The organism is uncultured Reyranella sp. (genome assembly GCF_945957355.1).
Classification (GTDB): domain Bacteria; phylum Pseudomonadota; class Alphaproteobacteria; order Reyranellales; family Reyranellaceae; genus Reyranella.
Window position 1 is genome coordinate 222,260 of sequence record NZ_CAMFKM010000006.1, and the last position, 25,587, is coordinate 247,846.

The 25,587-nt window shown below is 65.5% G+C and carries 25 protein-coding genes; 10 read left to right on the plus strand and 15 right to left on the minus strand.

The window, feature by feature from the left end; genetic code table 11:
- Positions 1 to 35 precede the first annotated feature (35 nt).
- The 4 genes from Q0Q48_RS12540 to Q0Q48_RS12555 all read right to left on the minus strand — a co-directional run bounded on the left by Q0Q48_RS12540 (position 36) and on the right by Q0Q48_RS12555 (position 5,247).
- Positions 36 to 212, minus strand: a complete 177-nt coding sequence (locus tag Q0Q48_RS12540; RefSeq protein ID WP_295138010.1) for a hypothetical protein — start codon at positions 210 to 212, stop codon at positions 36 to 38.
- 202 nt (positions 213 to 414) lie between these two features.
- Positions 415 to 981 carry a TIGR00645 family protein gene (locus Q0Q48_RS12545; RefSeq protein WP_295138012.1) on the minus strand — a complete coding sequence of 189 codons (567 nt, stop codon included), beginning with the start codon at positions 979 to 981 and terminating at the stop codon, positions 415 to 417.
- A gap of 87 nt (positions 982 to 1,068) precedes the next feature.
- Positions 1,069 to 3,330: a mechanosensitive ion channel family protein gene (locus Q0Q48_RS12550; protein ID WP_295138014.1), complete on the minus strand. Its 2,262-nt coding sequence runs from the start codon at positions 3,328 to 3,330 to the stop codon at positions 1,069 to 1,071.
- Positions 3,331 to 3,636: 306 nt separating this feature from the next.
- Positions 3,637 to 5,247 (minus strand): NAD(P)/FAD-dependent oxidoreductase, encoded by a 1,611-nt coding sequence (locus Q0Q48_RS12555; RefSeq protein WP_295138016.1) that lies wholly within the window; start codon positions 5,245 to 5,247, stop codon positions 3,637 to 3,639.
- 133 nt (positions 5,248 to 5,380) lie between these two features.
- Here Q0Q48_RS12555 and Q0Q48_RS12560 point away from each other — a divergent pair, with 133 nt between their 5' ends.
- Positions 5,381 to 5,566 carry a hypothetical protein gene (locus tag Q0Q48_RS12560; protein WP_295138018.1) on the plus strand — a complete coding sequence of 62 codons (186 nt, stop codon included), beginning with the start codon at positions 5,381 to 5,383 and terminating at the stop codon, positions 5,564 to 5,566.
- A 24-nt stretch (positions 5,567 to 5,590) separates the two neighbouring features.
- On the opposite strand, the gene Q0Q48_RS12565 is transcribed toward Q0Q48_RS12560, so the two are convergent.
- Together Q0Q48_RS12565 and Q0Q48_RS12570 are read right to left on the minus strand one after the other, a co-directional pair.
- Positions 5,591 to 6,184 (minus strand): NAD(P)H-dependent oxidoreductase, encoded by a 594-nt coding sequence (locus tag Q0Q48_RS12565; protein ID WP_295138020.1) that lies wholly within the window; start codon positions 6,182 to 6,184, stop codon positions 5,591 to 5,593.
- A gap of 117 nt (positions 6,185 to 6,301) precedes the next feature.
- A complete protein-coding gene (locus tag Q0Q48_RS12570; protein ID WP_295138022.1) occupies positions 6,302 to 6,709 on the minus strand; it encodes a DUF333 domain-containing protein in 408 nt (135 codons plus the stop codon).
- 81 nt (positions 6,710 to 6,790) lie between these two features.
- Between Q0Q48_RS12570 and Q0Q48_RS12575 the strand changes: the two genes are divergently transcribed.
- A complete protein-coding gene (locus Q0Q48_RS12575) occupies positions 6,791 to 8,236 on the plus strand; it encodes a DHA2 family efflux MFS transporter permease subunit (RefSeq protein WP_295138024.1) in 1,446 nt (481 codons plus the stop codon).
- Here Q0Q48_RS12575 and Q0Q48_RS12580 read toward each other — a convergent pair.
- Complete coding sequence (locus Q0Q48_RS12580; protein WP_295138026.1) at positions 8,233 to 8,730, minus strand: TspO/MBR family protein; 498 nt, start codon at positions 8,728 to 8,730, stop codon at positions 8,233 to 8,235. The two genes, Q0Q48_RS12575 and Q0Q48_RS12580, sit on opposite strands and share 4 nt — an antisense overlap.
- Positions 8,727 to 9,398, minus strand: coding sequence for a DUF1345 domain-containing protein (locus Q0Q48_RS12585; RefSeq protein ID WP_295138028.1), 672 nt, complete (start codon positions 9,396 to 9,398; stop codon positions 8,727 to 8,729). The genes Q0Q48_RS12580 and Q0Q48_RS12585 overlap by 4 nt, the downstream gene beginning before the upstream one ends.
- A 62-nt stretch (positions 9,399 to 9,460) precedes the next feature.
- Here Q0Q48_RS12585 and Q0Q48_RS12590 point away from each other — a divergent pair, with 62 nt between their 5' ends.
- The 6 genes from Q0Q48_RS12590 to Q0Q48_RS12615 all read left to right on the plus strand — a co-directional run bounded on the left by Q0Q48_RS12590 (position 9,461) and on the right by Q0Q48_RS12615 (position 15,578).
- Positions 9,461 to 10,090, plus strand: coding sequence for a trimeric intracellular cation channel family protein (locus Q0Q48_RS12590; protein WP_295138029.1), 630 nt, complete (start codon positions 9,461 to 9,463; stop codon positions 10,088 to 10,090).
- Positions 10,091 to 10,202: 112 nt separating this feature from the next.
- Positions 10,203 to 10,979: an orotate phosphoribosyltransferase gene (locus Q0Q48_RS12595; RefSeq protein WP_295138031.1), complete on the plus strand. Its 777-nt coding sequence runs from the start codon at positions 10,203 to 10,205 to the stop codon at positions 10,977 to 10,979.
- Between the two features lie 27 nt (positions 10,980 to 11,006).
- Positions 11,007 to 12,668 carry a peptide ABC transporter substrate-binding protein gene (locus tag Q0Q48_RS12600; RefSeq protein ID WP_295138033.1) on the plus strand — a complete coding sequence of 554 codons (1,662 nt, stop codon included), beginning with the start codon at positions 11,007 to 11,009 and terminating at the stop codon, positions 12,666 to 12,668.
- Positions 12,665 to 13,645, plus strand: a complete 981-nt coding sequence (locus Q0Q48_RS12605; RefSeq protein WP_295138035.1) for an ABC transporter permease — start codon at positions 12,665 to 12,667, stop codon at positions 13,643 to 13,645. The genes Q0Q48_RS12600 and Q0Q48_RS12605 overlap by 4 nt, the downstream gene beginning before the upstream one ends.
- Positions 13,642 to 14,544: an ABC transporter permease gene (locus tag Q0Q48_RS12610; protein ID WP_295138037.1), complete on the plus strand. Its 903-nt coding sequence runs from the start codon at positions 13,642 to 13,644 to the stop codon at positions 14,542 to 14,544. The genes Q0Q48_RS12605 and Q0Q48_RS12610 overlap by 4 nt, the downstream gene beginning before the upstream one ends.
- Complete coding sequence (locus Q0Q48_RS12615; protein ID WP_295138039.1) at positions 14,544 to 15,578, plus strand: succinylglutamate desuccinylase/aspartoacylase family protein; 1,035 nt, start codon at positions 14,544 to 14,546, stop codon at positions 15,576 to 15,578. The genes Q0Q48_RS12610 and Q0Q48_RS12615 overlap by 1 nt, the downstream gene beginning before the upstream one ends.
- Before the next feature lie 71 nt (positions 15,579 to 15,649).
- Here Q0Q48_RS12615 and Q0Q48_RS12620 read toward each other — a convergent pair whose 3' ends face one another.
- From Q0Q48_RS12620 to Q0Q48_RS12650, 7 genes are all read right to left on the minus strand, one after another.
- On the minus strand, positions 15,650 to 16,510 hold the full coding sequence (locus Q0Q48_RS12620; RefSeq protein ID WP_295138041.1) for a DUF6671 family protein: 861 nt from the start codon (positions 16,508 to 16,510) through the stop codon (positions 15,650 to 15,652).
- A 27-nt stretch (positions 16,511 to 16,537) separates the two neighbouring features.
- Complete coding sequence (locus Q0Q48_RS12625) at positions 16,538 to 17,731, minus strand: M20 aminoacylase family protein (RefSeq protein WP_295138043.1); 1,194 nt, start codon at positions 17,729 to 17,731, stop codon at positions 16,538 to 16,540.
- 134 nt (positions 17,732 to 17,865) lie between these two features.
- Positions 17,866 to 18,903 carry an oligopeptide/dipeptide ABC transporter ATP-binding protein gene (locus Q0Q48_RS12630; protein WP_295138045.1) on the minus strand — a complete coding sequence of 346 codons (1,038 nt, stop codon included), beginning with the start codon at positions 18,901 to 18,903 and terminating at the stop codon, positions 17,866 to 17,868.
- On the minus strand, positions 18,896 to 19,918 hold the full coding sequence (locus tag Q0Q48_RS12635) for an ABC transporter ATP-binding protein (protein WP_295138047.1): 1,023 nt from the start codon (positions 19,916 to 19,918) through the stop codon (positions 18,896 to 18,898). The genes Q0Q48_RS12630 and Q0Q48_RS12635 overlap by 8 nt, the downstream gene beginning before the upstream one ends.
- Positions 19,919 to 19,930: 12 nt before the next feature.
- Positions 19,931 to 20,869: an ABC transporter permease gene (locus Q0Q48_RS12640; RefSeq protein WP_295138049.1), complete on the minus strand. Its 939-nt coding sequence runs from the start codon at positions 20,867 to 20,869 to the stop codon at positions 19,931 to 19,933.
- 1 nt (position 20,870) lies between these two features.
- Complete coding sequence (locus Q0Q48_RS12645; RefSeq protein WP_295138051.1) at positions 20,871 to 21,866, minus strand: ABC transporter permease; 996 nt, start codon at positions 21,864 to 21,866, stop codon at positions 20,871 to 20,873.
- 103 nt (positions 21,867 to 21,969) lie between these two features.
- The gene (locus Q0Q48_RS12650) at positions 21,970 to 23,586 is read right to left on the minus strand and encodes an ABC transporter substrate-binding protein (protein WP_295138053.1); all 1,617 of its coding nucleotides are present in this window, start codon (positions 23,584 to 23,586) and stop codon (positions 21,970 to 21,972) included.
- A gap of 200 nt (positions 23,587 to 23,786) precedes the next feature.
- Between Q0Q48_RS12650 and Q0Q48_RS12655 the strand changes: the two genes are divergently transcribed.
- Together Q0Q48_RS12655 and Q0Q48_RS12660 are read left to right on the plus strand one after the other, a co-directional pair.
- Positions 23,787 to 25,196, plus strand: coding sequence for an aspartate aminotransferase family protein (locus Q0Q48_RS12655; protein WP_295138055.1), 1,410 nt, complete (start codon positions 23,787 to 23,789; stop codon positions 25,194 to 25,196).
- Between the two features lie 2 nt (positions 25,197 to 25,198).
- Positions 25,199 to 25,552, plus strand: a complete 354-nt coding sequence (locus Q0Q48_RS12660; RefSeq protein ID WP_295138057.1) for a hypothetical protein — start codon at positions 25,199 to 25,201, stop codon at positions 25,550 to 25,552.
- The last annotated feature ends 35 nt before the right edge of the window (positions 25,553 to 25,587 follow it).

Genomic DNA, 25,587 nt, shown 5'->3' on the forward strand with positions numbered 1-25,587 from the left:
GACAGAAAGGCTCCAAAGACAACGGCGTCGAGCGGCTATCTTTGCGGATCGCAGGCGCGGGGATCGGCCGAGGATTTTCCCAACGCGCAGTCAGGCAGATACGGGCCAATCGAAGGCGGCTGGTATTGGCTGCGCTGCATGACTGCCGCCAGGAAGAAAATGCCGACGATCACGACGGCGACAGCGGCCAACCCGGTAACAAGATCGCGCATCTCAACGAACGGCGCTCAGGCGCGCGGTTTCCGGACGTCTTTCGGCCATGAGGCTTGCCGCCCGCGCAGTGACAGTAGTTATTCGTTTGCGATACACCCGTTATGGTAGCATCTGTGAAATCTAGCCGGCAATCCATAAACTGTCAGCGGCGAGTGCGGGACTCGACCGCCCCAATTCGATGACAGGCTCGTCACCGACTACTCAGTGATGCTGTCCCGGCGGCTGCGAAAGACGGTCGACGACGGCAATGCCGATGGCAGACAGGATGAAAAGGGCATGGATGATCGCCTGCCACATGATCGCGGCTTCGGTATAGGTCGAGCCCGGCCTGCCGAGCGTGCCCGCCTCAATGAAGGTCCGGAGCAGATGGATCGATGAAATGCCGATGATCGCCATGGCCAGCTTGATCTTGAGAACGCTGGCATTGACGTGACTGAGCCATTCCGGCTGGTCGGGATGGCGGTTCAGTTCCATGCGCGACACGAAGGTTTCGTAACCGCCCACGATCACCATGATCAGCAGGTTGGAGATCATCACCACGTCGATCAGACCCAGCACGATCAACATGGCCTGTTGCTCGGTGACGCTGGGACTCTCGACCACGAGGTGCAGCAGTTCCTTCAGGAACAGGAAGACGTAGACGACCTGCGCCACGATCAGCCCGACATAGAGGGGAAGCTGGAGCCAACGTGAAGCGAAGATGAAGCGCGGGATCGGCCGCAGGCTGCGCGGATCGCGGATGGTCTGGGAATGCGCTTCGGTCGTCATAAGGCGGCTCCTCGCAAGGGTCGGGAGGCGCTTTTGCACCAATCGGGCTGCACGTCGCAACCCGTATGCAATGACGTAATTAAGGCGTCAGCTCGCAGCCACCGGAACGTTTGCGGGCGCCGGTGCAGGCGGGGGCGGCGTCGGCATTCCCTCCGACGCATCGCTCGAGGCCGGCCCAGTGTGAACGACGACGTTGGCGCCGTCCTTCGCGAACTCGAAGCCGAGCGCGGGGAAGGTGCTGAACATCCGCTTCATGGCCTCGCGCTGGATCGCCGCCGGATTGCCCGGCCGGGCCGTGAACTTGAACCGCACGACAATGGCATTGCCGGTGATGTCCGCGACACCCTGCATCTTGAAGGGCGCCAGGATCTGGTCGGCGAGAGCCGGCATTTCCATCATGTCGGCGCCGATCTTCTTCGACGCCTTGCGCAACTTCTCGATGTCCGTGTCGCGGGCAAAGCGCAGGTTGAACTTCGTGGTGATCCAGTCACGGCTGAAGTTCGTGATCTGGCCGAGCTGGCCGAAGGGGATCGTGTGCACCTGGCCGTTCTGATGGCGCAGCTTGATCGAGCGCAGGGTGAAGCCCTCGACCGTGCCCTTCGCCTTGCCGCAGTCGATGTACTCGCCCACCCGGAAGGCATCGTCGGACAGGTAGAAGAGGCCTGAGACGATGTCCTTCACCAGCGTCTGGCTGCCGAACGAGATGGCAATGCCGAACACCGAGGCTCCGGCGATCAGAGGCGTGATGTTGATGCCGAAATCCTGCAGCGCGATCATCACCGCGATGAGGATGATCAGCACGGCCGCAGTGCGCCGCATCAACGGCATCATGGTGCTGAGCCGCGAGGCCGGGCCCGCGGCCGCATCCCCGTCGGCGATTGCCTGGGCGGCATCCTTGGCCTTCGGGCCCATATAGGGCTCGGTCATGTACTTGAAGAGCTCCCACGCCACGAAGGCCACGAACAGCGTGACACCGGCCGTGCGCGAGGAGTTCGTGAGCTGTGCCCATTCGCTGACATTCACCAGACCCAGCACGTTGACCACCCAGCTTTCGGCGATCATCACCGCAACACCGATGAGAACCGCAACCCGGATGCATCGCGCCACGACGTCAGGCAGCTTGGGCGTGTTGCCGGCGGGCGTCTTCCCGGCGAGCTGGGAGTCGAGACGGCGTACGAAGGCCTGCATGAGCGTCTCGAAGACCAGGACGCCGACGACCAGGTTCAGCGTCAGGACCATCGCCGAGCCGACATGCACGGAACCGGACACGGCCCCGTAAATGAGCGTCACGCCCAGCGCGATGAAGAACAGCGGAGCAATGGGGATCCACCTGCGGCCGAGGGCACCGATCACGGGGGCAAGCTCTCGCAGCCCGCCGAACCATTGTTGCGCAGCGACACGCGACCGGTAAGCCAGCCACAGGAACACGGCCAGATAGAGGCCGCCGCCAACGACCTGGAAGGCCGCCAGAGCGTCTGCCGGCGTGCGAATGGCCACCAGCACCTGGCCCAGGATACGCATGAGCACGATGACCAGCATCACCACGGAGATGCGCAGGTACATGGACTTCGCCTGTCGATCATCGACCGCACAGAGGCGCGCCGCGGGCAGCTCGGGCTGCAGGATGACACGGAACAGCAGCACGTAGAGCCGCCAGGAGAAGATGCCCGCCAGCACGGCGGCAGCCAGCTTGTCCTGTCCCGTCGTTCCCGTGAACCAGGCCCCGGTGGCTGCATTGCAGATCAGCCAGACGGCCAGCACGCCCAACCCATCCAGGATGGCCAGCCCCACGAGGTGGGCGATCGACCGCACGCCGTGTTCGGGGCCGGCATTTGCCGCCAGCCGTGCCCTGAACCCGTGAAGCAGGAGTCGTAGAATGGCCTCGGCGGCGACAGCGACCACGCCGACGGCGCAGAGGAGCAGCAGGAAGGTCGAGGCCCCTCGCCCACCGGCTGCTTGCTGGTTGAGAAGGCCCGGAATGCGGCCGAGTTCGGTGCCGAGCGTGGGCAGCGCATTGACCACCTTGACCGTGCCATCGATCAGGGCGGCGAACGGATCGGGTCCTTTCTTCGGCTCGACCCTTACGATCTTGGGTGGCGGCGGCGCCTTGGACTTCGACTTTGATTCGGCGGGTGCCGCGGCCGGCGCGGCAGCGGGGGCCGGTGCATGCGCGCCTTCGGCCTTCAGCTTCTCGGAGACGGAATTGCTGATCGAATCGACCAGGGAGTCGAACTGCTCCTGGGAGAGGCCCGCGGGCGGCGCGGGCGGCGTCTGAGTCTGAGCCTGAGCCGAAACGCACAGCCCCAAGGCAAGCGTCAACGCCAATGCAAGCGTACGAAAAGCGTTCACGTTCCAGATCCTTCCGTAAGCCAGTTGCCCGTACAGGCGCCTTCGCTTCTTATTACACTAAATCTGTATGATTTCGAACGGTGATGTCGGCGCGCACGTCGCGCACCGTGATGCAGCCTTGCCATCGAGCGCGCTCGGTGCCCGCCATCGAGCTCGTCCCCTGGAGGCCAGCCTTCATTGGACTCAGCATGATCCCGTTCCCGTGCCCGGACACGCACATGGAGTTCCTGCTGCTCGGCCTGGCTGGCGCTCTCGTTCACTTCGCCGCGGGTCGGGACCACCGTTGCCGGCTGGTTCCGCCGCTAGCTACCCCAGGTCCATCTCCCGGTAGCCGCCCGCGGCGACCTCGTCGCAGCGGGCGCGATAGGCCGGGGCGCTGCCGCTGTAGCGTGCGATGCGCCGCGTCTGCTTGCCCTCGACATTGGTGTTGACGCCGGTGAACCACGAATTGACGTCGTTGGACAGCAGGCCAACCGACGCTTCCTGGACCGTCTTCATCCACGCCTTCACCCCCTCGGGCCGGGCGTCGATGCGGGTCAGGCCGCGGTCATTCATGAATCGCAGCAGGTCGGTCACCCATTCGACATTGTATTCGATGCTGCGCGGGATGTTGCCCAGCGCCGTGTGCGGCCCGAGCAGCATCAGCATGTTCGGGAACCCTTCGACCGACATGCCGACGAAGGTCTCCGCCCCCTCGGCCCACTTCTCCTTGAGCTTTCCGCCGCCCACGCCCCGGATGTCGATGCGGTCGAAAGCGCCGGTGAGCGCGTCGAAGCCGGTGGCGTAGATGATCATGTCGAATTCGTAGTCGCGCGCGCTGGTCTTGATGCCGGTCGGCGTCACCCGCTCGATCGGCGTCTCGGTGAGATCGACGAGATCGACGTTGGGCTGGTTGTAGACTTCGTAGTAGCGCGTCTCGAGCGGCACGCGGCGAGTGCCGAATCCGTGGTTCTTCGGGATGAGCTTCTCGGCGACCCTGGGATCCTTCACCCGGCTTCGGATCTTGCGGGCGACGAAATCGGAGACCAGCGCGTTGGCTTCCTTGTTGGTCAGGATATCGTTGAAATTGCCGACCCAGATTCCGAACCCAGGCTCGCCATAGAGCTTCTCGAAGAAGGCCTCGCGCTCTTCCGGCGTCACCTCGAAGGTACCGCGCGGATCGGCGGTGTGCAGGAAGCAGGCGAAGGTCTCCTGGCAGCGTCTGAAGATCTCGGGATAGTTGGCACGGATGCGTGCCATCTCGGCGGCGTCGATCTTGCGGTTGTGCAGCGGCGCGCACCAGTTGGGCGTACGCTGGAACACGGTCAGGTGCTTTGCGGTCTTCGCAACTTCCTGGATCGTCTGAACGCCCGTCGCGCCCGTGCCGATCACGGCGATCCTCTTGCCCTCGAAGCTTACCGGTTCGTGCGGCCAGCGCGCCGTGTGGCAGCTTTGTCCCTTGAAGGAGTCGACACCCTCGATACGCGGCATGGTGAAGGCCGAGAGTGGCCCGATGGCCGTGATCAGGAAGCGCGCCGTGTGGTGGCTGCCGTCGTCCAGCGTCACCCGCCAGCTTCGCGTCTCCTCCTGCCAGTGCGCCGCCGTGACCTTGCTGCGGAACTGGATGTCGCGGCGCAGGTCGAACCTGTCGGCGACGTGGTTGAGATAACGCAAGGTCTCGGGTTGGGGCGAGAAATGCTCCGTCCAGTCCCACTCGGCCAGGAGTTCCTTCGAAAACGAATAACCATAGGAATAACTCTCGGAATCGAAGCGCGCGCCCGGATACCGGTTCCAGTACCAGGTACCGCCGACGCCAGTGCCCGCTTCGAAAACCCGGACCTTCAGGCCGAGTTCGCGCAGGCGGTGCAGTTGAAAGAGGCCGGACATACCGGCACCGATGATGATGGCGTCGAAATCTGGGCTGTCTTGAGTGGTCATGCCCGGAGCCTAGCCGCGCGTGTGGCCGATCCGCAACGCATCATCACCGCACAGCGATCGCCCGGGGGGTTGGAGCAACCGGCGTGCCCCGCCCCCGTTGGCCCCAGATCAATTGCAGAGGCAGGAGAAATCCATGATCAAGTCCATCGTTCTTGTTGTCCTGGTCAGCGCCAGCGTCGCCGCTTGCTCCGTTCGCACCGAGCGCGTCGTCGAGGCGCCGGCCGCCACCACGACGCAGCGTACGACCACCGTATCGCAGGATCCCTACGCCCCGGCCGCGACGACGACGACCACGACCTACACGACCCCAGCCCGCTAAGGCGGCGAGACTGAGGCGCGGCCGTCACCGGATACTGGCGAGCCGCGCCTTTACCTTGTCCAAAAAGGCCCCCCGCGAGCGGGCTGTGGAATGATCCATGTCATAGTGCGCCAGCCAGAAGCTCGAGGCACCCTTGGCGCACATCGGCTTCAGGCCGCGCATCATGACCTTGCGCCCCGGATTTCCGGCGAACAGGCGGACCATCCACCATGGCGAGCCATAGGTCGTCACGACGCCGAACAACCTGATGCGTCTCAGGTTCGGCTCGAGATGATTGTCCTTGGCGTCATACAGGAACGCCGTGCCCGGTCCCCAGACACGATCGACATATCCCTTCAGCATGGCCGGCATCGAGAACCACCAGTGCGGATAGCAGAAGACGATGCCGTCCACGCTCCTCAGTATCTCGACATACCCGGCGACCGCGGAATCGTCGTAGCCGTTTCCCATGTAGGTCCGACGTTCGCCCTCGGTCATCGCGGGCTGGAATCCCTCTCGATACAGGTCGGTGGAAACGACCTCGTGGCCGCCCCCGCGCAGCGCGTCGACCGTGGCCCGGAAGAGGGCGCCATTGAAACTGTCTTCGAGCGGATGGCAGTGCACGACCTGTATGCGCATGAAGCCTCCAACGGTCACCCTGCGGCCGCGTTGCGCCAGGAGTGCCTCATGGTATTCGTCCCACAAAAGCGGCTCATCTCATCGTCGAAGCGGTTCTGCTCCGTGCCCTGGCATGGCCTAGCGCCCCGTGCAGGCGCCGGCGTAGTAGCCGTCGGCCTCACAAGACCTGCCGTTCGGCAGCAAGCAGCTGCCGCGCTCCGGCATTGCGCCGGGCGCCGATACGACCGAGTAGCGCCCGCCGGTGATGGCGCAGTAGCGTCCCGCCGGCGTGGCATAGCCCGTCACGCGCAGGCCGTTCTTCGGGCACTCGCCGCGAAACAGCGCCCATTCCTCGCATTGGTAATTATCCGTGAAGGTGCAGACCCCGAACTGGCCGCCATCAGGCCGCCGTTCGATGGTCAGTGTGCCTCCCTGCTGCGTGCAGTTGACCGAGGCCGGGTTCGCGAGCTGCGGCGACGATTGGGTCTGGGCCGCGGCGCCGGCCGCCCAAAAGGCGATAATTACTGAAACGACGATCCGGTCCATGCAGACCTCCTATCGAACACTATACGAACCGGTGCATTGCGTCCGCTGCCGGTCTGGGATCAGACTGCGGATGAATTGGACATGAGCGCGCCTTCGCCCCCTTTGCCCGACGACAGCATCAAGCGCCTGCTGCCCTGGCTGGTCGCCGTGGCGTTCTTCATGCAGTCGCTGGACACGACCATCCTGAACACCGCGGTGCCGGCCATCGCCCGGGCGATGGACGTGACGCCGCTCAATGTGAAGTCGGTGCTGGCGAGCTACACGCTGAGCCTCGCGGTGTTCATTCCGGTGAGCGGCTGGATGGCGGACCGTTTCGGGACGCGGCGCGTCTTCGTGGCGGCGATCGCCGTTTTCTGCGCGGGCTCCCTGCTCTGCGGCCTGTCGACCAGCATCGAGATGCTGGTGGCATGCCGCGTCCTGCAGGGCGCCGGCGGCGCCATGATGATGCCGGTCGGCCGCATGACGCTCGCCCGCACCTACGGCAAGGCCGACCTGGTGAGGGCCATGAGTTTCGTCGCCATTCCCAGCCTGATCGGCCCGATGGTGGGCCCTGTGGCGGGTGGCGCCATCGTCCACTGGCTCCACTGGAGCGTGGTCTTCTTCGTCAACATTCCGGTGGGACTCGTCGGCCTCTACTTCGTCGGCCGCTACCTGCCCGACTATCGCGAGCAGAAGACCCATCCGCTCGACGTGCTGGGACTGGTCCTGTTCGGCGGCGGCATCGCCCTTCTTTCCTATGTCCTCGAGGTGTTCGGCGACAATACCCTCTCGGGCCAGGAGGTCGTCGTCCTTCTGGCGGTTTCGGCGGCGATGCTCGGGGGCTACGGCATCCGCGCCATGCTGACGGAGTTTCCGCTTCTCAATCTCGGCCTGTTCAGGATCCGCACCTTCCGGGCCGCCGTGAACGGTGGCTTCTTCACACGCCTGGGCCTGGGCGGCATCCCGTTCCTGTTTCCCCTGCTCTATCAGATCGGCCTCGGCTTCTCGCCGATCCAGTCAGGTTTGCTGGTTCTGCCGCAGGCCATCGCCTCTATCGGGCTCAAGAGCTTCATGCCGGCCATTCTGGCCCGCTTCGGCTATCGCAACGTACTGGTCTTCAACACCATCGTCGTCGGCCTGCTCATCATGTCCTTTGCCACCGTGGGCGCCGAGACCCCGATCTGGCGCATCGTGCTGCAGGCCTTCGTGCTCGGCCTGTTCACGTCGATGCAGTACACGAGTATGAACACGCTGGTTTATGCTGACGTATCAGGGCCCCAGACCAGCGGCGCCAGCACGATTGCGTCCACAGGCCAGCAGCTCTCCATCAGCTTCGGGGTGGCCGGCGCCTCCCTGATCGCCGCGATGTTCGTCCCGACGGATATGCACTCCCATGCCGGCGCAATGATCTACGGCGTGCAGCGGGCCTTCCTGATCCTGGGGGTCATGACGATCGCCTCATCCGTCGTGTTCATGGAACTCAAAGCCGATGACGGCGGCGACATCAGCAAGCACGACAAGTCCACCGACCATCCTCACGAGCACTAGTTCAAGCGCCAGACCGCGAAGTTCAGAACCGTCGCGAAGGCGATCCAGGCCAGGTACGGCACCAGGAGCAACGCCGCGAGACCGTCGATTCGCCGGAACATGAGCGCCGTCGCGAGCACCAGCAGATCGAGCACGAGGATGACCGCAACGGCCAGCCCGGGATCGCGAAGGCCGAAGAAGGCGATGCTCCAGCCGAGGTTGACCGCGAGCTGCAGCGCGAAGACCGCGAGTGGCCCGCGGGCGCTGTCGCGGTCGGCCGACCGCCAGACCCGCCAGGCGGCGATGCCCATCATCGCGTACAGCGTGGTCCAAACCGGGCCGAACACCCAGTTCGGCGGATTGAATGACGGTTTGTTGAGCGTCGGATACCATTCGGTCACGCTGGAGGCCGTAACGGCACCGCCCAGCCCCCCGATACCGAGGCAGATGCCGACCAGCAGGGCGAGGGCCAACAGATCCCTGCCGGTGCCGAGATCGGATCGTTTCGTACTCATGACAGAAGGCTCGCTCCGACATTGATGGTGAGGGCGAGGATCGCCGTATTGAATACGAAGGAAACGATGCCGTGGACGAGTGTCACCCGCCGCATGGCGGGAGAAACCGTACCGACGTCGCCAGTCTGCGCCGCGCAGCCGATTACGAAGGAATAGTAGACGAAGTCCCAATAGTCGGGCGGACGATCGCCCGGGAATTCGAGGCCGCCCGGCCCGTCATCGTCCGGCCGGTAATAGATGTTGGCGTAGTGCAGGGTGAAGACGAGATGCGTGAACGCCCAGGACAGGGCGACGGTTGCGCCAGTGAGCACGAGCGCGTGCCACAGCGGGCCGTGCGGTGACTTGAGGACCGCGAGTTCGGAGAAGATCGTGGCGAAGCTCGCGCTTGCGCTCACGACGACCACCACGAGAATCACCCAGTCGCCCTCGTCGTAGTAGGCCGCCCGGGCGTAGCAGGTTTCCACGGTTGATCGGGCGATCATGATCAGCGTCATCACGATGTAGGCCAGCGCCGTCAGATCCCAGGACAGCAGGGTCCTGGTGGCGAACCGCATGTCCTGCGGCAGCACGACAAACAGGACGAGACCTGCCGCCAGCGCGATCAGCAGCCGCGTGCGGGCGTGGATGAAGCGGCGCAAGGCGCTGGAGGGGACGGTCGACTCGGTCATGCTGGCTCCATACCGCACTCTGGCATCTCGGCGGCGGACGGCAATCGTTGTAAGCTTTCTGCATGTTCTTTGACGCGATGGACCTGGCCGCCACCTTCGTGTTTGCCATCAGCGGCGCCACGCGCGGTGTACGCAAGCAGCTTGATCTGTTCGGGGTGCTGGTCGTCGCCTGGCTGGCGGGGGTCGCCGGCGGGCTGGCGCGCGACCTGCTGATCGGCGCCGTGCCGCCGGCGGCCATCGTGGACTGGCGCTATCTTGCCGCGACGGCGGCGGCGGGGCTGCTGGGATTCTTCGCATCGGACATCATCGACAGGTTGCGCACCCCCGTCCTCCTCTTCGATGCTGCCGGCCTCTGCCTGTTCGCCGTCACGGGCACCGAGAAGGCCCTTCTCTATGGGCTCAGCCCCCTGATGGCGGCCATGCTGGGCACGGTGACCTGCATCGGCGGCGGGGTGGCGCGCGACCTGCTCACCCTGCAGGTTCCGACGGTCCTGCGGTCCGAACTCTATGCCGTGGCGGCCCTGGCGGGGGCGGGCACGATCTCTCTCGGATTCTGGGCCGGCTGGCCCACGCTCCCGACCGCTCTGGCGGGCGCCGGCATCTGCCTGTTCCTCCGATTGATGTCGATATACCGGGGATGGCGACTGCCCGTGGCGGCCACCCGACATAAGTTTAATCCGGAAACTGACTAATTTTCCGCCTTGGTGTTGCCGGATTGCTTGTCCTGCCCTTGCCGGTACGGTGCGTGGAGGCTAAACACACGGCCGTCATTTTGTCGCAAGCGGCGTGGGGGAAAAGAGCAGCATGGCGACGAAGAAGAAGGCCAAATCGACTGAAACTGCGCCTGCAAGCAAGGCTGCCAAGAAGTTGACGCCAAAAGCGAATTCGGACCGCGCGAGCGGCACCCCGGAAGCGCGGGACACCGCCCGTCTCCTGCTGGAGATCGAGGCCATCCACTGCCGCCCCGACAACCCGTACATCTTCACCTCGGGCCGGGCGAGCCCGGTCTACATCGACTGCCGCAAGATCATTTCGTTCCCTGAGGCCCGGGCCAAGATCATGGCCCACGCCCACAAGATGATCGAGAAGACCATCGGCTGGAACAAGATCGACGTGGTGGCCGGCGGCGAGACGGCGGGCATCCCGTTCGCGGCCTTCCTGGCGGCACTCTCCAAGAAGCCGATGATCTATGTCCGCAAGCAGCCCAAGGGTTTCGGTCGCATGGCGCAGATCGAGGGTGAGCTGAAGCCCGGCAAGCGTGTGCTGCTGGTTGAGGACCTCGCGACCGATGGCGGCAGCAAGCTGGTGTTCATCGAGGCGCTGAAGAAGGCCGAGGCCAAGGTCACTGACTGCTTCGTGGTGTTCCATTACGGCATCTTCCCGCAGAGCATCGAGATGCTGGCCGCGGCCGGCGTGAAGCTGCATGCGCTGGCGACCTGGTGGGATGCGCTGGAAGCGGCTGAAAAGCACAAGTACTTCGACGACATGGGCCTGACCGAGACGCGCGCCTTCCTCGAGGCGCCGGAGAAGTGGTCGGCCAGCCATGGTGGACGCCCGCCGTCGCGTACGCTGGGCCGCTAGCCGGCTCTTTGCTACGGTGCGGCGGACATGATCCGCCGCCTCCTCTCGACCCTCCTCGCGCTCGGCGCCCTCGCCCCTCCCGCCTCCCTCAAGGCGCAGGTGAAGGACGAGCTGGTCGTCGCCATGACGCAGATGCCGGGTACCTGGAACCCGATCATCAGCTCCATGTTGGCCAAGTCGCTGATCGCCAACATGACGGCGCGGCCGGTCACGGCCTACGACGCCGACTGGAAGCTGGTCTGTCTCGTCTGTACCGAGTTGCCCACCATCGAGAACGGCAAGGCGCGGGTGATCGATCTTGCCGATGGCAAGAAAGGCATGGAAATCGACGTCGAGCTGCGTGACATGCGCTGGGGCGACGGCACGCCGGTCACCGCCAGGGACGTGGAATTCACCCTGGAGGTCGGCAAGCATCCGCTGTCGGGTGTCGCCTCTTCAGACGGTTACAAGAGGATCATCAAGCTCGACGTGAAGGACGATCGTCGCTTCACCATGACGATCGACCGCGTCACCTTCGACTACAATAGCATCGGCCTGCAGCTCCTGCCGGCTCATATCGAGAAGCCGATCTTCGACGCCAATCCGGCCGAGTATCGCAACAAGACCGCCTACGACACGCAATCGACCAATCCCGGCCTCGGCTTCGGACCGTTCCGGCTCACCGAGATCGTGCCCGGCAGCCGCGTCGTGCTGGAGCAGAACCCGACCTGGACGGGCGAGAAGCCGCATTTCAAGCGCATCACGGTGCGCATCATCGAGAACACCGCGGCGCTGGAAGCCAACCTGCTGTCCGGCAGCGTCGATTATGTGCTGGGCGAACTCGGCCTGTCGCTCGACCAGGCCATCGCCTTCGAGAAGCGCCACAAGGACAAGTATAATGTCATCTACAAGCCGGCGCTGATCTGGGAACACATAGACGTCAACCTGGACAACAAGCTCCTGGCCGACCGGCGGGTGCGGCAGGCGATGTTGCTGGCCATCGACCGCAAGGCCATCTCGGAGAAGCTGTTCGAGGGCAAGCAGCCGATCGCCCATGGCGGCATCAGCGAGCTCGACCCGATGTTCAGCCCGGCGGCTCGCCAGTACGCCTACGACGCGGCGGCCGCCCGCAAGCTGCTGGACGAGGCGGGTTTCTCGACGCTCCGGAACAACGTGCGGCAGAACGCGGCCGGCGAGAAACTGTCGATCGAGCTGGGCACCACTGCCGGCAATCGGGTGCGCGAGCTGGTGGCGCAGGTGATCCAGAGCCAGCTTCGCCAGGTCGGCATCGAGGTCCGCCTCAAGGCCGAGCCGCCGCGCATCTTCTTCGACGCGATGGGCAAGCGGACCTACAGCGGCCTGGGCATGTACGCCTGGGTGCAGCGGCCCGAGGGCGTGCCTCGCTCCTCGCTTCATTCCAAGGAGATCCCGTCGGCCGCCAACGGCTGGAGCGGCCAGAACTATCCGGGCTACGCCAATCCCGAGATGGACAAGGCGCTCGACGCCGCCGAGCGCGAACTTGACGCCGTCAAGAGACGCGCCCTGTTTGCCGAGATCCAGAAACTGGCAGCCGACGACCTGCCCTCCCTGCCGCTGTTCTTCCGCGTCGATCCCTTCGTGATCCCCAAGCCGCTCAAGGGCGTGACGCCGACCGGCACGCTGAACAGCTCGACCCTGTGGGTGGAGCGGTGGCGCTGGGAGATCCAGTGAGCCGCTACTTCGTCGCGCGCGCCGTCCAGACCACCCTGACGCTCCTGGTGATGAGCTTGGTCGTCTACCTGTTGATCGGCCTGATGCCGGGCGATCCGATCGACATGATGATCTCGGGCGACCCGACCATGACCAGTCAGGACGCCGCCCGCCTGCGGGCGGCCTACGGCCTCGACAAGCCGCTGTTCGAGCGATACCTCGCCTGGCTCGCTCAGGCCCTGCAGGGCAACTTCGGCTACTCGCGCTCCTTCGGCCAGCCGGTCCTGACTGTCCTGTGGCCCCGACTGCTGAACACGCTGCTCCTTGCCGGCGTCGCTTTCGTCATCTCGGTGGCGATCGCCCTGCCACTCGGCATGTGGGCGGCCGCCCATCCGCGCAGCCGGGCCGACTACCTGATCAACCTCCTGTGCTTCGGCGGCATCTCAGCCCCGCCCTTCTGGCTGGCGCTGCTGCTGATTACGCTGTTCGCCGTGAAGCTGGGCTGGTTACCGGCCGGCGGCATGGCCGACATCCGGCCCGGGACATCCTGGTCAGCCGCGACGGTCGACCAGCTTCGGCATCTGGCCCTACCCGTGCTGACGCTGACCCTCGTCCAGCTCGGGGGCTACACCCGCTTCATGCGCGGCGCCATGATCGAGGCGCTGCGACAGGACTATGTGCGGACGGCCCGCGCCAAGGGCGCCTCGGAGCGCATCGTCCTGTGGCGCCATGCCTTCGCCAATGCGCTGTCCCCGGTCCTGACGATCCTCGCCCTCTCCTTCGGTGGCCTGGTCTCCGGGGCGCTGATCACCGAGACGATGTTCGCCTGGCCTGGCATGGGCAAGGCGATCTACCAGGCCATTCTCGAGAACGACTACAATCTGGCGCTCGTGGGCCTGCTGGTTGCCACTGCCGCCACCATCGCCGGCAACCTGCTGGCCGACCTCGCCTATGCCTGGGTCGACCCGCGCGTTTCCCTGGCGGACGTAGCCCCGTGACGGCGGTCGCCCTCCGGCCCGCCGCGTGGCGCCGCATGCTCCGTCACAGGCTGGCCTGGATCTCGCTGGCGTTCCTCTCTGTCATGTTCGTGTTGGCGCTTGCCGCACCGTTGATCGCCGAACTGCGCGGCGTCGATCCTACTGAGACCGACCTGTTCCGCCGCTTCGAGGGGCCCACGGCGCAGCACTGGCTGGGGACGGACGATCTCGGCCGCGATCTCTTCCAGCGCCTGCTCGACGGCGGCCGGGTCTCGCTGCTGGTCGGCATTTCGGGGGCGGTCCTGTCGGCGATCCTTGGCGCTTTCGTCGGCGTCGTTGCGGGCTATCTCGGCGGGCGCTTCGATGCCTTCCTGATGCGCCTCACCGACGGTGTGATCTCGCTACCGCTGCTGCCGCTGCTGATCGTGCTGGCGGCGGTCGATCCACGGAAGCTCGGCATCCCGGCCGAGATCGCCCAGTCGGAGATGTTCTCGCTCTACCGCATCGTGGTGATCGTGGCGCTGACCGGCTGGACGACGGTCGCGCGGCTGGTGCGGGCCGAGACCCTGTCGCTCAAGGCGCGGGATTTCACGCGCGCCGCCGTGGCCCTCGGCGCCCGGCCGCAACGCATCATGTTCCGCCACATCCTGCCCAACACCGCCGGCACGTTGGTTGTGGCGACCACCATGTCGGTCGGCACGCTGATCCTGTTCGAATCAACCTTGTCGTTCCTCGGCCTCGGCATCCAGCCGCCGGCCGCGAGCTGGGGCAACATGCTGACCGGCGCCCAGGAACTGCTGCAGGAGGCTCCCGTGCTGGCCCTGTGGCCGGGCCTGCTGATCTTCCTGACCGTGATCGCCTTCAATTTCCTGGGTGATGGACTGCAGGATGCCCTCGATCCAAGAAGCGAGAGACGCTGATGACCGACGCAACGTTGAAGTCCACCGAATTCACCGCGATGAGCCGGCTCACGCCGGACATCGACCTCAACGCCGAGGGCAAGGCCACAGGCTTCGTGCGCGTGCCGCACTCTGTCCACCGTTCGGCCTATGGCTGGATCCCGATCCCCATCGTGCGCATCAAGAATGGCGAAGGCCCCAACGTGCTGATGCAGGCCGGCAACCATGGCGATGAGTGGGAAGGCCAGATCGGGCTGGGCAACCTGATCCGCGCGATCGAGCCCGGGGACATCAAAGGCCGGCTGGTGATCCTGCCCTCGGCCAACTTCCCGGCCGCGATGGAGGGCCGCCGCACCTCTCCCATCGACGAGGGCAACCTCAACCGCTCCTTCCCCGGCGACGCCGAGGGCACGATCACCCAGCAGATCGCGTACTGGATCGAGCACGCGCTGCTGCCGGGCTTCGACTATGCCTTTGACTTCCATTCCGGCGGGAGCTCGCTGACCTACATCCCGAGTGCGCTGGCGCCGCGCCATCAGGATGCCGCGCGCATGGAGAAGGTCATGGGCCTGCTGAAGGCCTTCGGCGCGCCGGTCAGCTACATTTCCGCCGCGCCGCAGGGCGGCGGCCGGACCTTCACCTCGGCCTCCTATCGTCAGGGCGTAGTCGGCATGGGCACCGAGTTGGGCGGCGGCGGACTGGTGACCCCCGGCTCGCTCAAGGTGGCCGAGGACGGCATGCGCCGCGTGCTGGCCCATGTCGGCCTGCTGCAAGGTCCGGTGCCCGCGCCGACAAAAACCCGCTTCACCGAGATCGGCGGCGACGACTACTACGTCTACGCCACGGACGGCGGCCTGTTCGAGCCGCTGGTCGAACTGGGCGACGAGGTGAAGGCCGACCAGCCGGCCGGTCGCATTCACTTCCATCACACGCCGTGGCGCGAGCCGGAAGTCGTACGCTTCAAGCGCGCCGGCCTCGTCCTCTGCAAGCGAGTCCCCGCCCGCTGCGAACGCGGCGATTGCCTGTTCCATCTCGCGACGGATCTAGTCGTTTAGCCTTCAATGGAGCGCGCCACTCCAGTGGTGCTCATGAATCTGACGCGCCACTGGAGTGGCGCGCTCCATGGCTACGCCGTGCGACAGCTCTTGCAGGAGAGCTTCGGCGCCGTCTTCCGCCCGTCCTTGCGTGGGCGGGCCTCGGCGTGGCCGCAGACGTTGCAGCCGTCGATCTCGAAGTCGATCCAGTGGGTGGGATCGCCACAGGCCTCGCAAGGCAGGCCGCGGCGCGACTGGATGGGACCGAAACCCGGTGCATGGCATTTCGGGCAGAGGCACTGCAGTCGCCTGGCGAGCTTCCAGCCGGCCGCGCGCAGCACCTTCATGCGGGTCGGATTGCGGTGTGCGCGCATATCCGAATAGAGGACCGCCAGCCCCTCCGTCGAGCGCTCGGCCTCACGGTCCATGGTCGCGATCACCTCTTCCTCGGTGGCGAGGCCCTTCACCGGATGGTCCATGTCACTGCTGCAGGCGACGAACACACCGTAGCGCGGGAAGCCCATCGCGCGCAGTACGGCAAGCCGGTTGGGATCGCCGGCGCGGAAGCGCGACAGGCGCCAGCTCGTATGATGGGTCGGGAAGGTGTCGATCAGCCGGATGCCCCGCTTGCGGTCGATGAAGGCCAGGATCTCGACGCCGCTCGAGACCAGCGGCACCCGGTCGATCGGTCCATAGCTGCCCTCGCTCGCGACCGCGCAATCGACGTCCATCGTCCGGAAGGCCAGCTCGGCCTTGAGCAGCGAGGTCTCGACCAGGGCATCCGGGCGCGGCACCTCGCCGGAGAAGGTGCCGAGCGTGTCGGTGTCCAGTTCAGGCACGGCGACGACGTCCGCGCCGAGCACGCGCCGGAAGGCGGGCCCGAGCGCCCGCTCCTTCTCGTGCATCGTCGCCAGCCCGATGCGGGCATTGGCATAAGGGTGCAGACCTGACACGACCGCGCCGCAGGCTGGAGTTTCGCGTTACTCCGCGGCCTGGGGCATCGCCTCGCGCGCGAGCTGCTGCTCGACCAGCGTCGCCCAGTAGGATGCGCCGAGCGGCAGGATCTCGTCGTTGAAGTCGTAGCCCGGGTTGTGGACCATGCAGCTTCCCGCGCCGTCGCCATTGCCGATCCAGATGTAGCAGCCGGGCCTGGCGAGCAGCATCCAGGCAAAGTCTTCGCTGCCCATGGCGGGCGTGGGGTTGCGGTTGACGTTCTCCAGCCCGACCAGCGAAGCGGCGGCGTGTGCCGCGAACTCGGTTTCCTGCGTGCTGTTCACGGTGGCGGGATAGCGCTTCTCGTACCGCCACTTCACCACCTCGGCGCCGAAGCCTGCGGCGACGTTGCGCGAGATCTTTTCGATGTTCTTCTCGATGAGGTCCTGCACCGGCTTCTTGAAGGTACGCACGGTGCCGCGCAGCACGCATTCCTGCGGGATCACGTTCCAGGCGTCGCCGGCATGGATCTGCGTCGTCGACACGACCGCGGTGTCCATCGGATCGACATTGCGCGCCACGATCGACTGCAGCGCCGTCACGATGTGCGCGCCAACGACGACCGGATCGATCGTGTGCTGCGGCATCGCGCCATGTCCGCCGACGCCCTTCAGCACGACCTCGAAAATGTCGTAGGCAGCCATCATCGGGCCGGGACGGACGGCGAATTTGCCGACCGGAACGCCCGGAATATTGTGCATTCCGTAGACGCCCTCGACCGGAAATTTCTCGAAGAGTCCCTCCTCGACCATCACACGCCCGCCGCCCTCGTTCTCCTCGGCCGGCTGGAAGATGAAGTAGACGGTGCCGTCGAAGTTCTTCGTCTCGGCGAGATACTTGGCAGCGCCCAGCAGCATCACCGTGTGGCCGTCATGGCCGCAAGCGTGCATCTTGCCGGGGATCGTCGACTTGTGATCGAACTGGTTGGTCTCGTGGACGTCGAGCGCATCCATGTCGGCGCGCAGGCCGATCGCGCGGTTGGACGTGCCGGAGCGCAGCACGCCCACGACGCCGGTCTTGGCAAGCCCGCGATGGACCTCGATCCCGAAGCTCTTCAGCTTCTCGGCGACCACGTCGGCCGTCCGCACTTCCTCGAAGGCCGTCTCCGGGTGGCTGTGAATGTCATGACGCCACGCGGTCATGTCCCTGTGGAACGAGGCAATGCGGTTGATGACCGGCATCCTGAAATCTCCGTTGAAATTGTTGCGCCGGATCGTAAGCGAGCCCCGGCATAGATCAAGCGCACTCGGTGGCGGCCGACGCACATCAGGCCTGACGCAGCGTGGTCCCGCCGGCAGCGTCAGGCCCGGCAGCGTCAGGCGCTGACCGCGTAGGTCCGGTCCTCGATCGGCAGGCGGCCCTCCTCGATCGCGTGGCAGGCCACGGTGCCGCCCTCGATTGGCAGCGCCTTGGGGCGCTCGGCCTTGCAGCGGTCGTTGGCGAAGGGACAGCGCGGGTGGAAGGTGCAGCCCGAGGGCGGATTGATCGGGCTCGGCACTTCGCCGCCGACCGGGCTGCGCTGGCGGCCCGTCATCTCGAGGTCGGGGATCGTGTCGAGCAGCATCCGCGTGTAGGGGTGCTTGGGCCGCCGGAACAGCGTGTCGGTCGGCGCCACCTCGACCAGGCGGCCGAGGTACATCACGCCCACCCTCGTGGAGATGTGATAGACGACCGCCAGATTGTGGCTGATGAACAGGTAGGTGAGCTGCAGGCGGCGCTGCAGATCGACCATCAGGTTCAGGATCTGCGCCTGCACCGAAACGTCGAGCGCCGAGGTCGGCTCGTCGCACACCAGGAATTCCGGTTCGCTGGCGAGCGCGCGCGCGATCGAGATGCGCTGGCGCTGTCCGCCCGAGAATTCATGCGGATACTTGCGGCCATCGGCCGGGTTCAGCTTCACCTGGCGCAGCAGGGCCGCGACACGGGCTTCGAGATCGGCCTTGCCGGTGGAGAGGCCGAAGGCGCGGATCGGCTCGGCGATGATGTCGAACACGCGCCAGCGCGGATTGAGGCTGGCAAACGGATCCTGGAAGATCATCTGCATGCGGCGCCGCAGCGCGGCCATGTCGGAACGGCTGTGACGGCCCGCCATGTCGTTGCCATCGAATTCAATGCGGCCGGCCGTCGGCGGATAGAGCCCGACGACGAGGCGCGCGACCGTCGACTTGCCGCAGCCCGACTCGCCCACCAGCGAAAAGGTTTCGCCCTTGGCGATCTCGATGTCGATGCCGTCGACCGCCTGCACGACCTGGCGCGGCCGGCCTTCCAGCTTGCGCACCAGCCAGGGTGCGGAGACATCGAAGTGACGCTTCAGCCCTTGGATGCGGACAAAATCGGCGCCGCCGTCAGGCATCGACCGTCTCCTTGAGGATGGGGGCGCCGACGCCACCGCTATCGTGCAGCCAGCAGGCCGCCCGTGTGGCGCCGGCCGGCATCAGGTCCGGCCGCTCGACCAGGCAGCGCTGCCCCTTGAGCGTGCAGCGCGGATTGAAGGCGCAGCCTCGGGGGATCTCGGTGAGACGCGGCATGGCGCCGTCGATCTGGGTCAGCCGATCGGTGCGCACGCCGAGGCTCGGGATCGAGCCCATCAGGCCCTTCGTGTAGGGATGCTTGGCGTGCTTAACGACCTCGCGCACCGGGCCGATCTCCGCCACCCGGCCGGCATACATGACGGCGACCCTGTCAGCCGTCTCGGCGATCACGCCCATGTCGTGCGTCACCAGCATCACCGCCGTGCCATGTTCGCGGCACAGCCGCTTCAGGAGCGCGATGATCTGCGCCTGGATCGAGACGTCGAGGGCGGTCGTGGGCTCGTCCGCCACGATGAGCCGCGGGTCCGCGCACAAGGCCAGCGCGATCACGACCCTCTGGCGCATGCCGCCGGAGAACTGGTGCGGATAGTGGTCGATGCGCATCTCGGCGCCGGGAATGCCCACTTCCTTCAGCAGTTCGATGGCGCGAGCGCGCGCCTGGGCCGCCGAGAGCGGCTTGTGTGTCTGGATCGTCTCCACGAGCTGGTGGCCCACCGAATAGAGCGGATTGAGGCTGGTCAGCGGGTCCTGGAAGATCGCACCGATCTGCGCGCCGCGGATCCGGCGCATCTGCTCATAGGGCAGGTTGTCGATGCGCCGCCCTTCCAGCCGGATCTCACCGCCGGCCACGCGGCCCGGCGGCTCCAGCAGGCCGATGATGGCGTTGCCGGTCAGCGACTTGCCGGCGCCGGACTCGCCCACCACGCCCAGCACCTCGCCGGGCGCGATGTCGAAGGACACATCGTCGACGGCGAGCAAGGTGCCCCTGCGCGTCGGAAACTCGACCCGCAGGTTGCGGACTTCGAGAAGAGGCTGGTTGTTCGATGCGGCGGCCATCCTGCGTGCCCCCTATCGCAGCTTCGGATTGAGGGCGTCGCGCAGCCAGTCGCCCAGCAGGTTGACCGCCAGGACCAGCGCCGCGAGCGTGGCCGCGGGAAAGACGGTGATCCACCAGTCACCCGATTGCAGCACATCGTTGCCCAGTCGGATCAGGGTTCCAAGCGAGGGCTCCGTGGACGGCAGGCCGACGCCCAGGAACGACAGCGTCGCCTCAGTGATGATGGCGAGGCCGAGGTTGATGGTGGCGATCACGAGCACCGGTCCAGTTACGTTGGGCAAGACATGACGCACCATGATCAGGAGCGGCGAGAGGCCGATGACCCGCGCCGCCTGGACGTATTCCTTGTTCTTCTCGACCATCACGGACCCGCGCACCGTGCGCGCATACTGGACCCAGAAGCTGAGGCCGATGGCGCCGACGATGACGAACACGGCAATCTCGTCGTGGCGCTGTACCGAGATCACGCTGCGCACGATGCCGTCGATCAGCAGCGCCACCAGGATTGCCGGGAAGGTGAGCTGCACGTCGGCGATGCGCATGATGAGTGCGTCGACCGCGCCGCCGAAATAGCCGCTCAGCAGGCCGAGCGCGATGCCGATCGTCATGGCGACGACCACCGAGGCGAAGCCGACGATCAACGAGAGCCGCGTGCCGTACATGATCGAGGACAGGATGTCCCTGCCCTGATCGTCGGTCCCGAGCGGGAAGGCCCAGTCGCCATCCGGCGACAGCAGCACCGGGGGCTTCAGCCCATCGCTGAGGCTGAGCGTCGCCGGGTCGAACGGCGTGTGCGGTGCCAGCACCGGCGAGAGAAAGGCGATCAATACGATCAGGATCGTTCCGATGGCGGCGACGACGGTGAGCGACGAAGACTTGAAGCTCCACCAGATGTCGCTGTCAGTCACCGTGTGCAGCCAGCCCGGCTGAGAGGTCGAGCGGTCGCTCATCTCAATGCCCCGCCACGCGCGCCGCGCCGCCCTGGCTGCGCAGGCGCGGATCGACGACGAAATAGAGAAGATCGACCGTGAGGTTGATCAGCACGAACAGGAGGCCGATCAGCATCAGGTACGCCGCCATCACGGGAATGTCGGAGAACTGCACCGACTGGATGAAGAGCTGGCCGACACCCGGCCAGGCGAACACCGTCTCGGTGACGATCGCGAAGGCGATCAGGGCGCCGAGCTGCAGGCCGGTCACGGTGATCACCGGCACAAGCGTGTTCTTGAGCGCATGACCAAAGTTGATGGCGCGGTTGGTGAGCCCCCTCGCCCGCGCGAACTTGATGTAGTCCGTGCGCATGACCTCCAGCATCTCCGAGCGCACCAGCCGCATCAGCAGCGTGAGCTGGAACAGGCCGAGCGTGATCGACGGCAGGATCAGCGCCTGCAGGCCCTTGATCGTCAGGAAGTTGGTGGGCCACCAGCCGAACAGCATGACCGTCTCGCCGCGCCCGAAGGACGGCAACCAGTGCAGCCACACTGCGAAGACGAGGATCAGCAGGATGCCGATCACGAACGTCGGCAGCGAGATGCCTATGAGCGAGACGGCCTGCATCAGCCGGCTCGACCAATGCTTCGGATAGAGGCCGGTATAGACGCCCATGGGCACGCCCACGAACAACGCGAAGACCGCCGCACAAAAGGAAAGCTCCAGGGTGGCCGGCAGGCGCTCGACGATCATCCGGCCCACCGGCTCGGACGTGCGGTAGCTCAAGCCGAACTTGCCCTGCGCCGCATTGCCGATGAAGCGCAGGAACTGGATCGGCGGCGAGTCGTTCAGGCCCAGCCGCTCGCGCAGCGCCTCGCGCTCACTGGCCGGCGTGTCCTGACCGACCATCGAATTGATCGGGTCGCCGACGTAGCGAAAGAGTGAAAAAGCCACCAGACCGACCGTCAGCAGGACGGCGATCGATTGAAGAAGTCGTCGGAGGATGAAGGCGAGCATGTGCTGTTCTTGGCCTGGCGCAGCCCTAGCAGGATTGACGCCAGAACGGAACCGGCCCCGGCCGCAGGGTGCCTGCGCCGGGGCCGATCGTCGGTTGCCGAAGCTACTTCAGGTTGACGAAGCGCAGCGGGAAGCTGTTGTCGGCCGGCTGGACCAGGTCGACGTTCTTGCGGGTCGCCCAGACCAGCGCTTGCTGATGCAGCGGGATGTAGGCGAAATCGTCGACATAGATCTTGGTCGCCTCGGCGATCATGGCGTCACGCTTGGCCTTGTCCGTTTCTACCTCGACCTTGTTCGACAGCTCGTCGAACTTCTTGTTCGAGTAGCCGCCGGCGTTATAGAGGCCCTTCTTAGCCTTCACGTCCGGCGTCTGGATGATCTGCTCGAAGACGTTGTGCACATCGTAGGTCGTCGCCGGCGACCAGCCCAGCATGTAGAAGCTGGTGTTGCTCGGCTTGCCGTCCGCCGTGCTGCGCAGGATCTTGGCGAAGTAGAGATTGCGCGTCTGGGCTCGCAAATTCACCTTCACGCCGATCTTGGCGAGCATCGCCACGACGGCCTGGCAGATCTTCTCGTCGTTGACGTAGCGATCATTGGGGCAGTCCATGCCCGTCTCGAAGCCGTTGGGATAGCCGGCATCGGCCAACATCTTCTTGGCCTCTTCCGGCTTCAGCAGCGCCGGGCGCTTGTCGAGCGCCTTGGTGTAGCCATTGATGCCCGGTGCGACCATCAGGTTGGTCGGGAAGGACTGGCCGCGCATCACGGTGCGCTTGATGGCGTCGACGTCGATCGAGCGGTGCATCGCCTCGCGGACGCGCTTGTCCTTGAAGGGGTTCTTGCCCTTGACGTTGGACTCGACCAGCTCGTCGCGCTCCTGGTCGAAGCCCAGGAACACGACGCGCGTCTCCGGCCCTTCCAGGACCTTGATGTTGGCGTCCTTCTTGAGGTTGTCGGTGTCGGCCGGCGGGACCTCGTAGGTCATGTCGATGTCGCCCGCCTTGAGCGCGGCGATACGGGTCGCGGCGTTCGCAACCGGCGTGAACACCACCTCGGTGAGGTTATGGACCGGCTTGTCCCACCAGGTCGGATTCGGGACGAGGACCGTCTTCTCGCCGGCGCGGCGCTCCTTCAGCATGAAGGGGCCGGTGCCCATGGCGTTGCGGGTCGCGAAGTTCTCTTCGTTCTTGATCATGTCCGCGGGCTGCACGGCATTGTTCTTCTCGGCCCAGGCCTTCGACATGATCGAGATCGACGCCCACTTGTCGGCGAGCAGCGGATCGGGAACGCTGGTCGTGACCTCGACGCGATGGTCGTTGATCTTCTTGATCTCCTTCATCGAGGAGAAGTTGCCATTGACGTTCGAGCCCGGGCCGTTGGCGCGGTTGATCGAGAAGATGACGTCGTCCGCGGTGAACGGCGTGCCGTCGCTGAACTTCACGCCTTCGCGGAGGTCGAAGAACCAGGTGGTCGGGCTGGTCTGGCCCCACTTGGTGGCCAGCGCCGGCTCGAGCTTCAGGTCCTTGTCGCGGCGGACCAGCGGGTCGTAGATGTTGGCCGTGAAGGTGAGGAGGAACGTCTCCTGGCGGGCATAGGGGTCCATCGAGCTGACGTCGCCCGAGTTGGCCCACTTGAACGTCTTGGCGTCGGCCGACGCAACGAAGCCGAAACCGGCGCAGGCGAGCGCCGCCAGCGCCACTGAATGCCGCAGTTTGAAGTGCATGAATTAACCCCTTCGATGATCCCCGTTCGTCTGCACGAGGGGGCCTCCCCGGCCGCCGTCCCCGTGTCAGCGATATTTCAGTCAAATTGCACCCCGGCCCTGAGGCCGTCAATTGCACAAAAAATTTGCATGGTCAGATACAGTGTACTTCGGCCTCGGGCGGGCTATCGTGCGCGCCATCACAGTCCAGGGGTACCGGCATGAATGACGTTTCTCGCAGCTTCCGCGGCAATTCCAATGCCTCGCGGGACATCGCGCACCATCTCCACCCGTACACCAACTTCAAGAAGCACGAGCAGACCGGTCCCCTGACCATCGTGCGCGGCCGCGGCGTCTACGTCATGGACGATGACGGCAAGGAGTACATCGAGGGCATGGCCGGCCTCTGGTCGGCGGCCTTGGGCTTCAGCAACGAGCGGCTGGCAACGGTCGCCTACGAGCAGATGAAGCAGCTGCCCTTCTATCACGCCTTCAACCAGCGCAGCCACGAGCCCGCGATCAACCTCGCGGAGAAGCTGAAGTCGATGGCGCCCGTCGAGATGTCGAAGGTGTTCTTCGCCAACTCCGGCTCCGAGGCCAACGACACCGTCGTGAAGATGGTGTGGTACATGAACAATGCGCTGGGCCGCCCGCAGAAGAAGAAGATCGTCTCACGCACCAAGGGCTACCATGGCGTCACTGTTGCTTCCGCGAGCCTCACCGGCCTGCCGGCCAACCACCGTTCGTTCGACCTGCCGATCCAGGGCGTGCTGCACACGACCTGCCCACACTTCTATCGCTTCGGCGTCGAGGGCGAGACCGAGGAGCAGTTCGCCACGCGCTGCGCCGAGGAACTCGAGGCGCTGATCATCAAGGAAGGCGGCGCCGACCAGGTGGCCGCGATGATCTGCGAACCGGTGATGGGCGCCGGCGGCGTCATCGTTCCGCCCAAGGGCTACTACGAGAAGATCCAGGCGGTCTGCACCAAGTACGACATGCTGTTCGTCGCCGACGAGGTGATCTGCGGCTTCGGGCGTACCGGCAATGTCTGGGGCAGCCAGACGATGAACATCAAGCCGGACATCCTGACCTGCGCCAAGGCGCTGTCGGCATCGTTCCTGCCGATCTCGGCAGTGATGGTGAGCGAGAAGGTGTACCAGGCGCTGATGAGCGAGAGCGACAAGATCGGCACCTGGGGCCACGGCTTCACCTACTCCGGCCATCCGGTTGCCGCCGCGGTCGCGCTCGAGGCACAGAAGATCTACGACGAGACCGACCTGTTCGGCCATGCCAAGCGCATGACCCCGGCCTTCACCAAGCACATCCAGTCGTTCGCCGACCATCCGCTGGTCGGTGAGGCGATGAGCGTCGGCATGATGGGCGCGCTCGAGATCGTTGCCGACAAGAAGACGAAGACGCCGTTCGACCTCGTCGCGGTCGGCGCCGGCCTGCGCGTCTACAACCACGCCGTGGCGCGCGGCCTGTTCATCCGCAACATGGGCGACCGCGTCGCGATCTGCCCGCCGCTGGTCATCAACGAGAGCGAGCTCGCCGACCTGTTCGGCCGCCTGCGCCAGGCGTTCGACGCCGCCCTGGCGGACCTCAAGTCGGAAGGCCTGTTCAAGGGCTGACCATGAGCGCCGGTTCCGAGGGCGGCGGCGCGACGGCCGTTCGCACGCCGCCCTTCGGGACGGGCCAGCGCATCCGCACCCGCGCGATCTGGGCGGTGTCCCTGTTCACCGCCGCGATCCCACCGGCCGTCGTGGGCTTCGGCATCTCGACGGCCACCGACGACCAGGTGAATGTCGCACTGCCCCTCGCCCTCCTGTTCTGGGTGCTGGGTTTCTTGTTTGCCCTGTGGGCCGCCGTACCGACGCTGCGGCACTGGGACGGGCTGCCGGCGCAGACGCGCTGGCTGGGCGCCCTCCCGCTTCTCTCGGTATCGCTTTTCCTCAGCCTCGCCCTCCTCGTTCCGCTGCTGCGCTAGGTCACTGCGAACCGTTCTCGTTTGACACACGTCAA

Bases quoted from the DNA above. Each gene is read 5' to 3' on its own strand.
- Q0Q48_RS12540 (WP_295138010.1), bottom strand. From the start codon at position 212: ATGCGCGATCTTGTTACCGGGTTGGCCGCTGTCGCCGTCGTGATCGTC.
- Q0Q48_RS12545 (WP_295138012.1), bottom strand. From the start codon at position 981: ATGACGACCGAAGCGCATTCCCAGACCATCCGCGATCCGCGCAGCCTG.
- Q0Q48_RS12555 (WP_295138016.1), bottom strand. From the start codon at position 5,247: ATGACCACTCAAGACAGCCCAGATTTCGACGCCATCATCATCGGTGCC.
- Q0Q48_RS12560 (WP_295138018.1), top strand. From the start codon at position 5,381: ATGATCAAGTCCATCGTTCTTGTTGTCCTGGTCAGCGCCAGCGTCGCC.
- Q0Q48_RS12565 (WP_295138020.1), bottom strand. From the start codon at position 6,184: ATGCGCATACAGGTCGTGCACTGCCATCCGCTCGAAGACAGTTTCAAT.
- Q0Q48_RS12570 (WP_295138022.1), bottom strand. From the start codon at position 6,709: ATGGACCGGATCGTCGTTTCAGTAATTATCGCCTTTTGGGCGGCCGGC.
- Q0Q48_RS12575 (WP_295138024.1), top strand. From the start codon at position 6,791: ATGAGCGCGCCTTCGCCCCCTTTGCCCGACGACAGCATCAAGCGCCTG.
- Q0Q48_RS12580 (WP_295138026.1), bottom strand. From the start codon at position 8,730: ATGAGTACGAAACGATCCGATCTCGGCACCGGCAGGGATCTGTTGGCC.
- Q0Q48_RS12585 (WP_295138028.1), bottom strand. From the start codon at position 9,398: ATGACCGAGTCGACCGTCCCCTCCAGCGCCTTGCGCCGCTTCATCCAC.
- Q0Q48_RS12590 (WP_295138029.1), top strand. From the start codon at position 9,461: ATGTTCTTTGACGCGATGGACCTGGCCGCCACCTTCGTGTTTGCCATC.
- Q0Q48_RS12595 (WP_295138031.1), top strand. From the start codon at position 10,203: ATGGCGACGAAGAAGAAGGCCAAATCGACTGAAACTGCGCCTGCAAGC.
- Q0Q48_RS12600 (WP_295138033.1), top strand. From the start codon at position 11,007: ATGATCCGCCGCCTCCTCTCGACCCTCCTCGCGCTCGGCGCCCTCGCC.
- Q0Q48_RS12615 (WP_295138039.1), top strand. From the start codon at position 14,544: ATGACCGACGCAACGTTGAAGTCCACCGAATTCACCGCGATGAGCCGG.
- Q0Q48_RS12625 (WP_295138043.1), bottom strand. From the start codon at position 17,731: ATGCCGGTCATCAACCGCATTGCCTCGTTCCACAGGGACATGACCGCG.
- Q0Q48_RS12630 (WP_295138045.1), bottom strand. From the start codon at position 18,903: ATGCCTGACGGCGGCGCCGATTTTGTCCGCATCCAAGGGCTGAAGCGT.
- Q0Q48_RS12635 (WP_295138047.1), bottom strand. From the start codon at position 19,918: ATGGCCGCCGCATCGAACAACCAGCCTCTTCTCGAAGTCCGCAACCTG.
- Q0Q48_RS12640 (WP_295138049.1), bottom strand. From the start codon at position 20,869: ATGAGCGACCGCTCGACCTCTCAGCCGGGCTGGCTGCACACGGTGACT.
- Q0Q48_RS12645 (WP_295138051.1), bottom strand. From the start codon at position 21,866: ATGCTCGCCTTCATCCTCCGACGACTTCTTCAATCGATCGCCGTCCTG.
- Q0Q48_RS12650 (WP_295138053.1), bottom strand. From the start codon at position 23,586: ATGCACTTCAAACTGCGGCATTCAGTGGCGCTGGCGGCGCTCGCCTGC.
- Q0Q48_RS12655 (WP_295138055.1), top strand. From the start codon at position 23,787: ATGAATGACGTTTCTCGCAGCTTCCGCGGCAATTCCAATGCCTCGCGG.
- Q0Q48_RS12660 (WP_295138057.1), top strand. From the start codon at position 25,199: ATGAGCGCCGGTTCCGAGGGCGGCGGCGCGACGGCCGTTCGCACGCCG.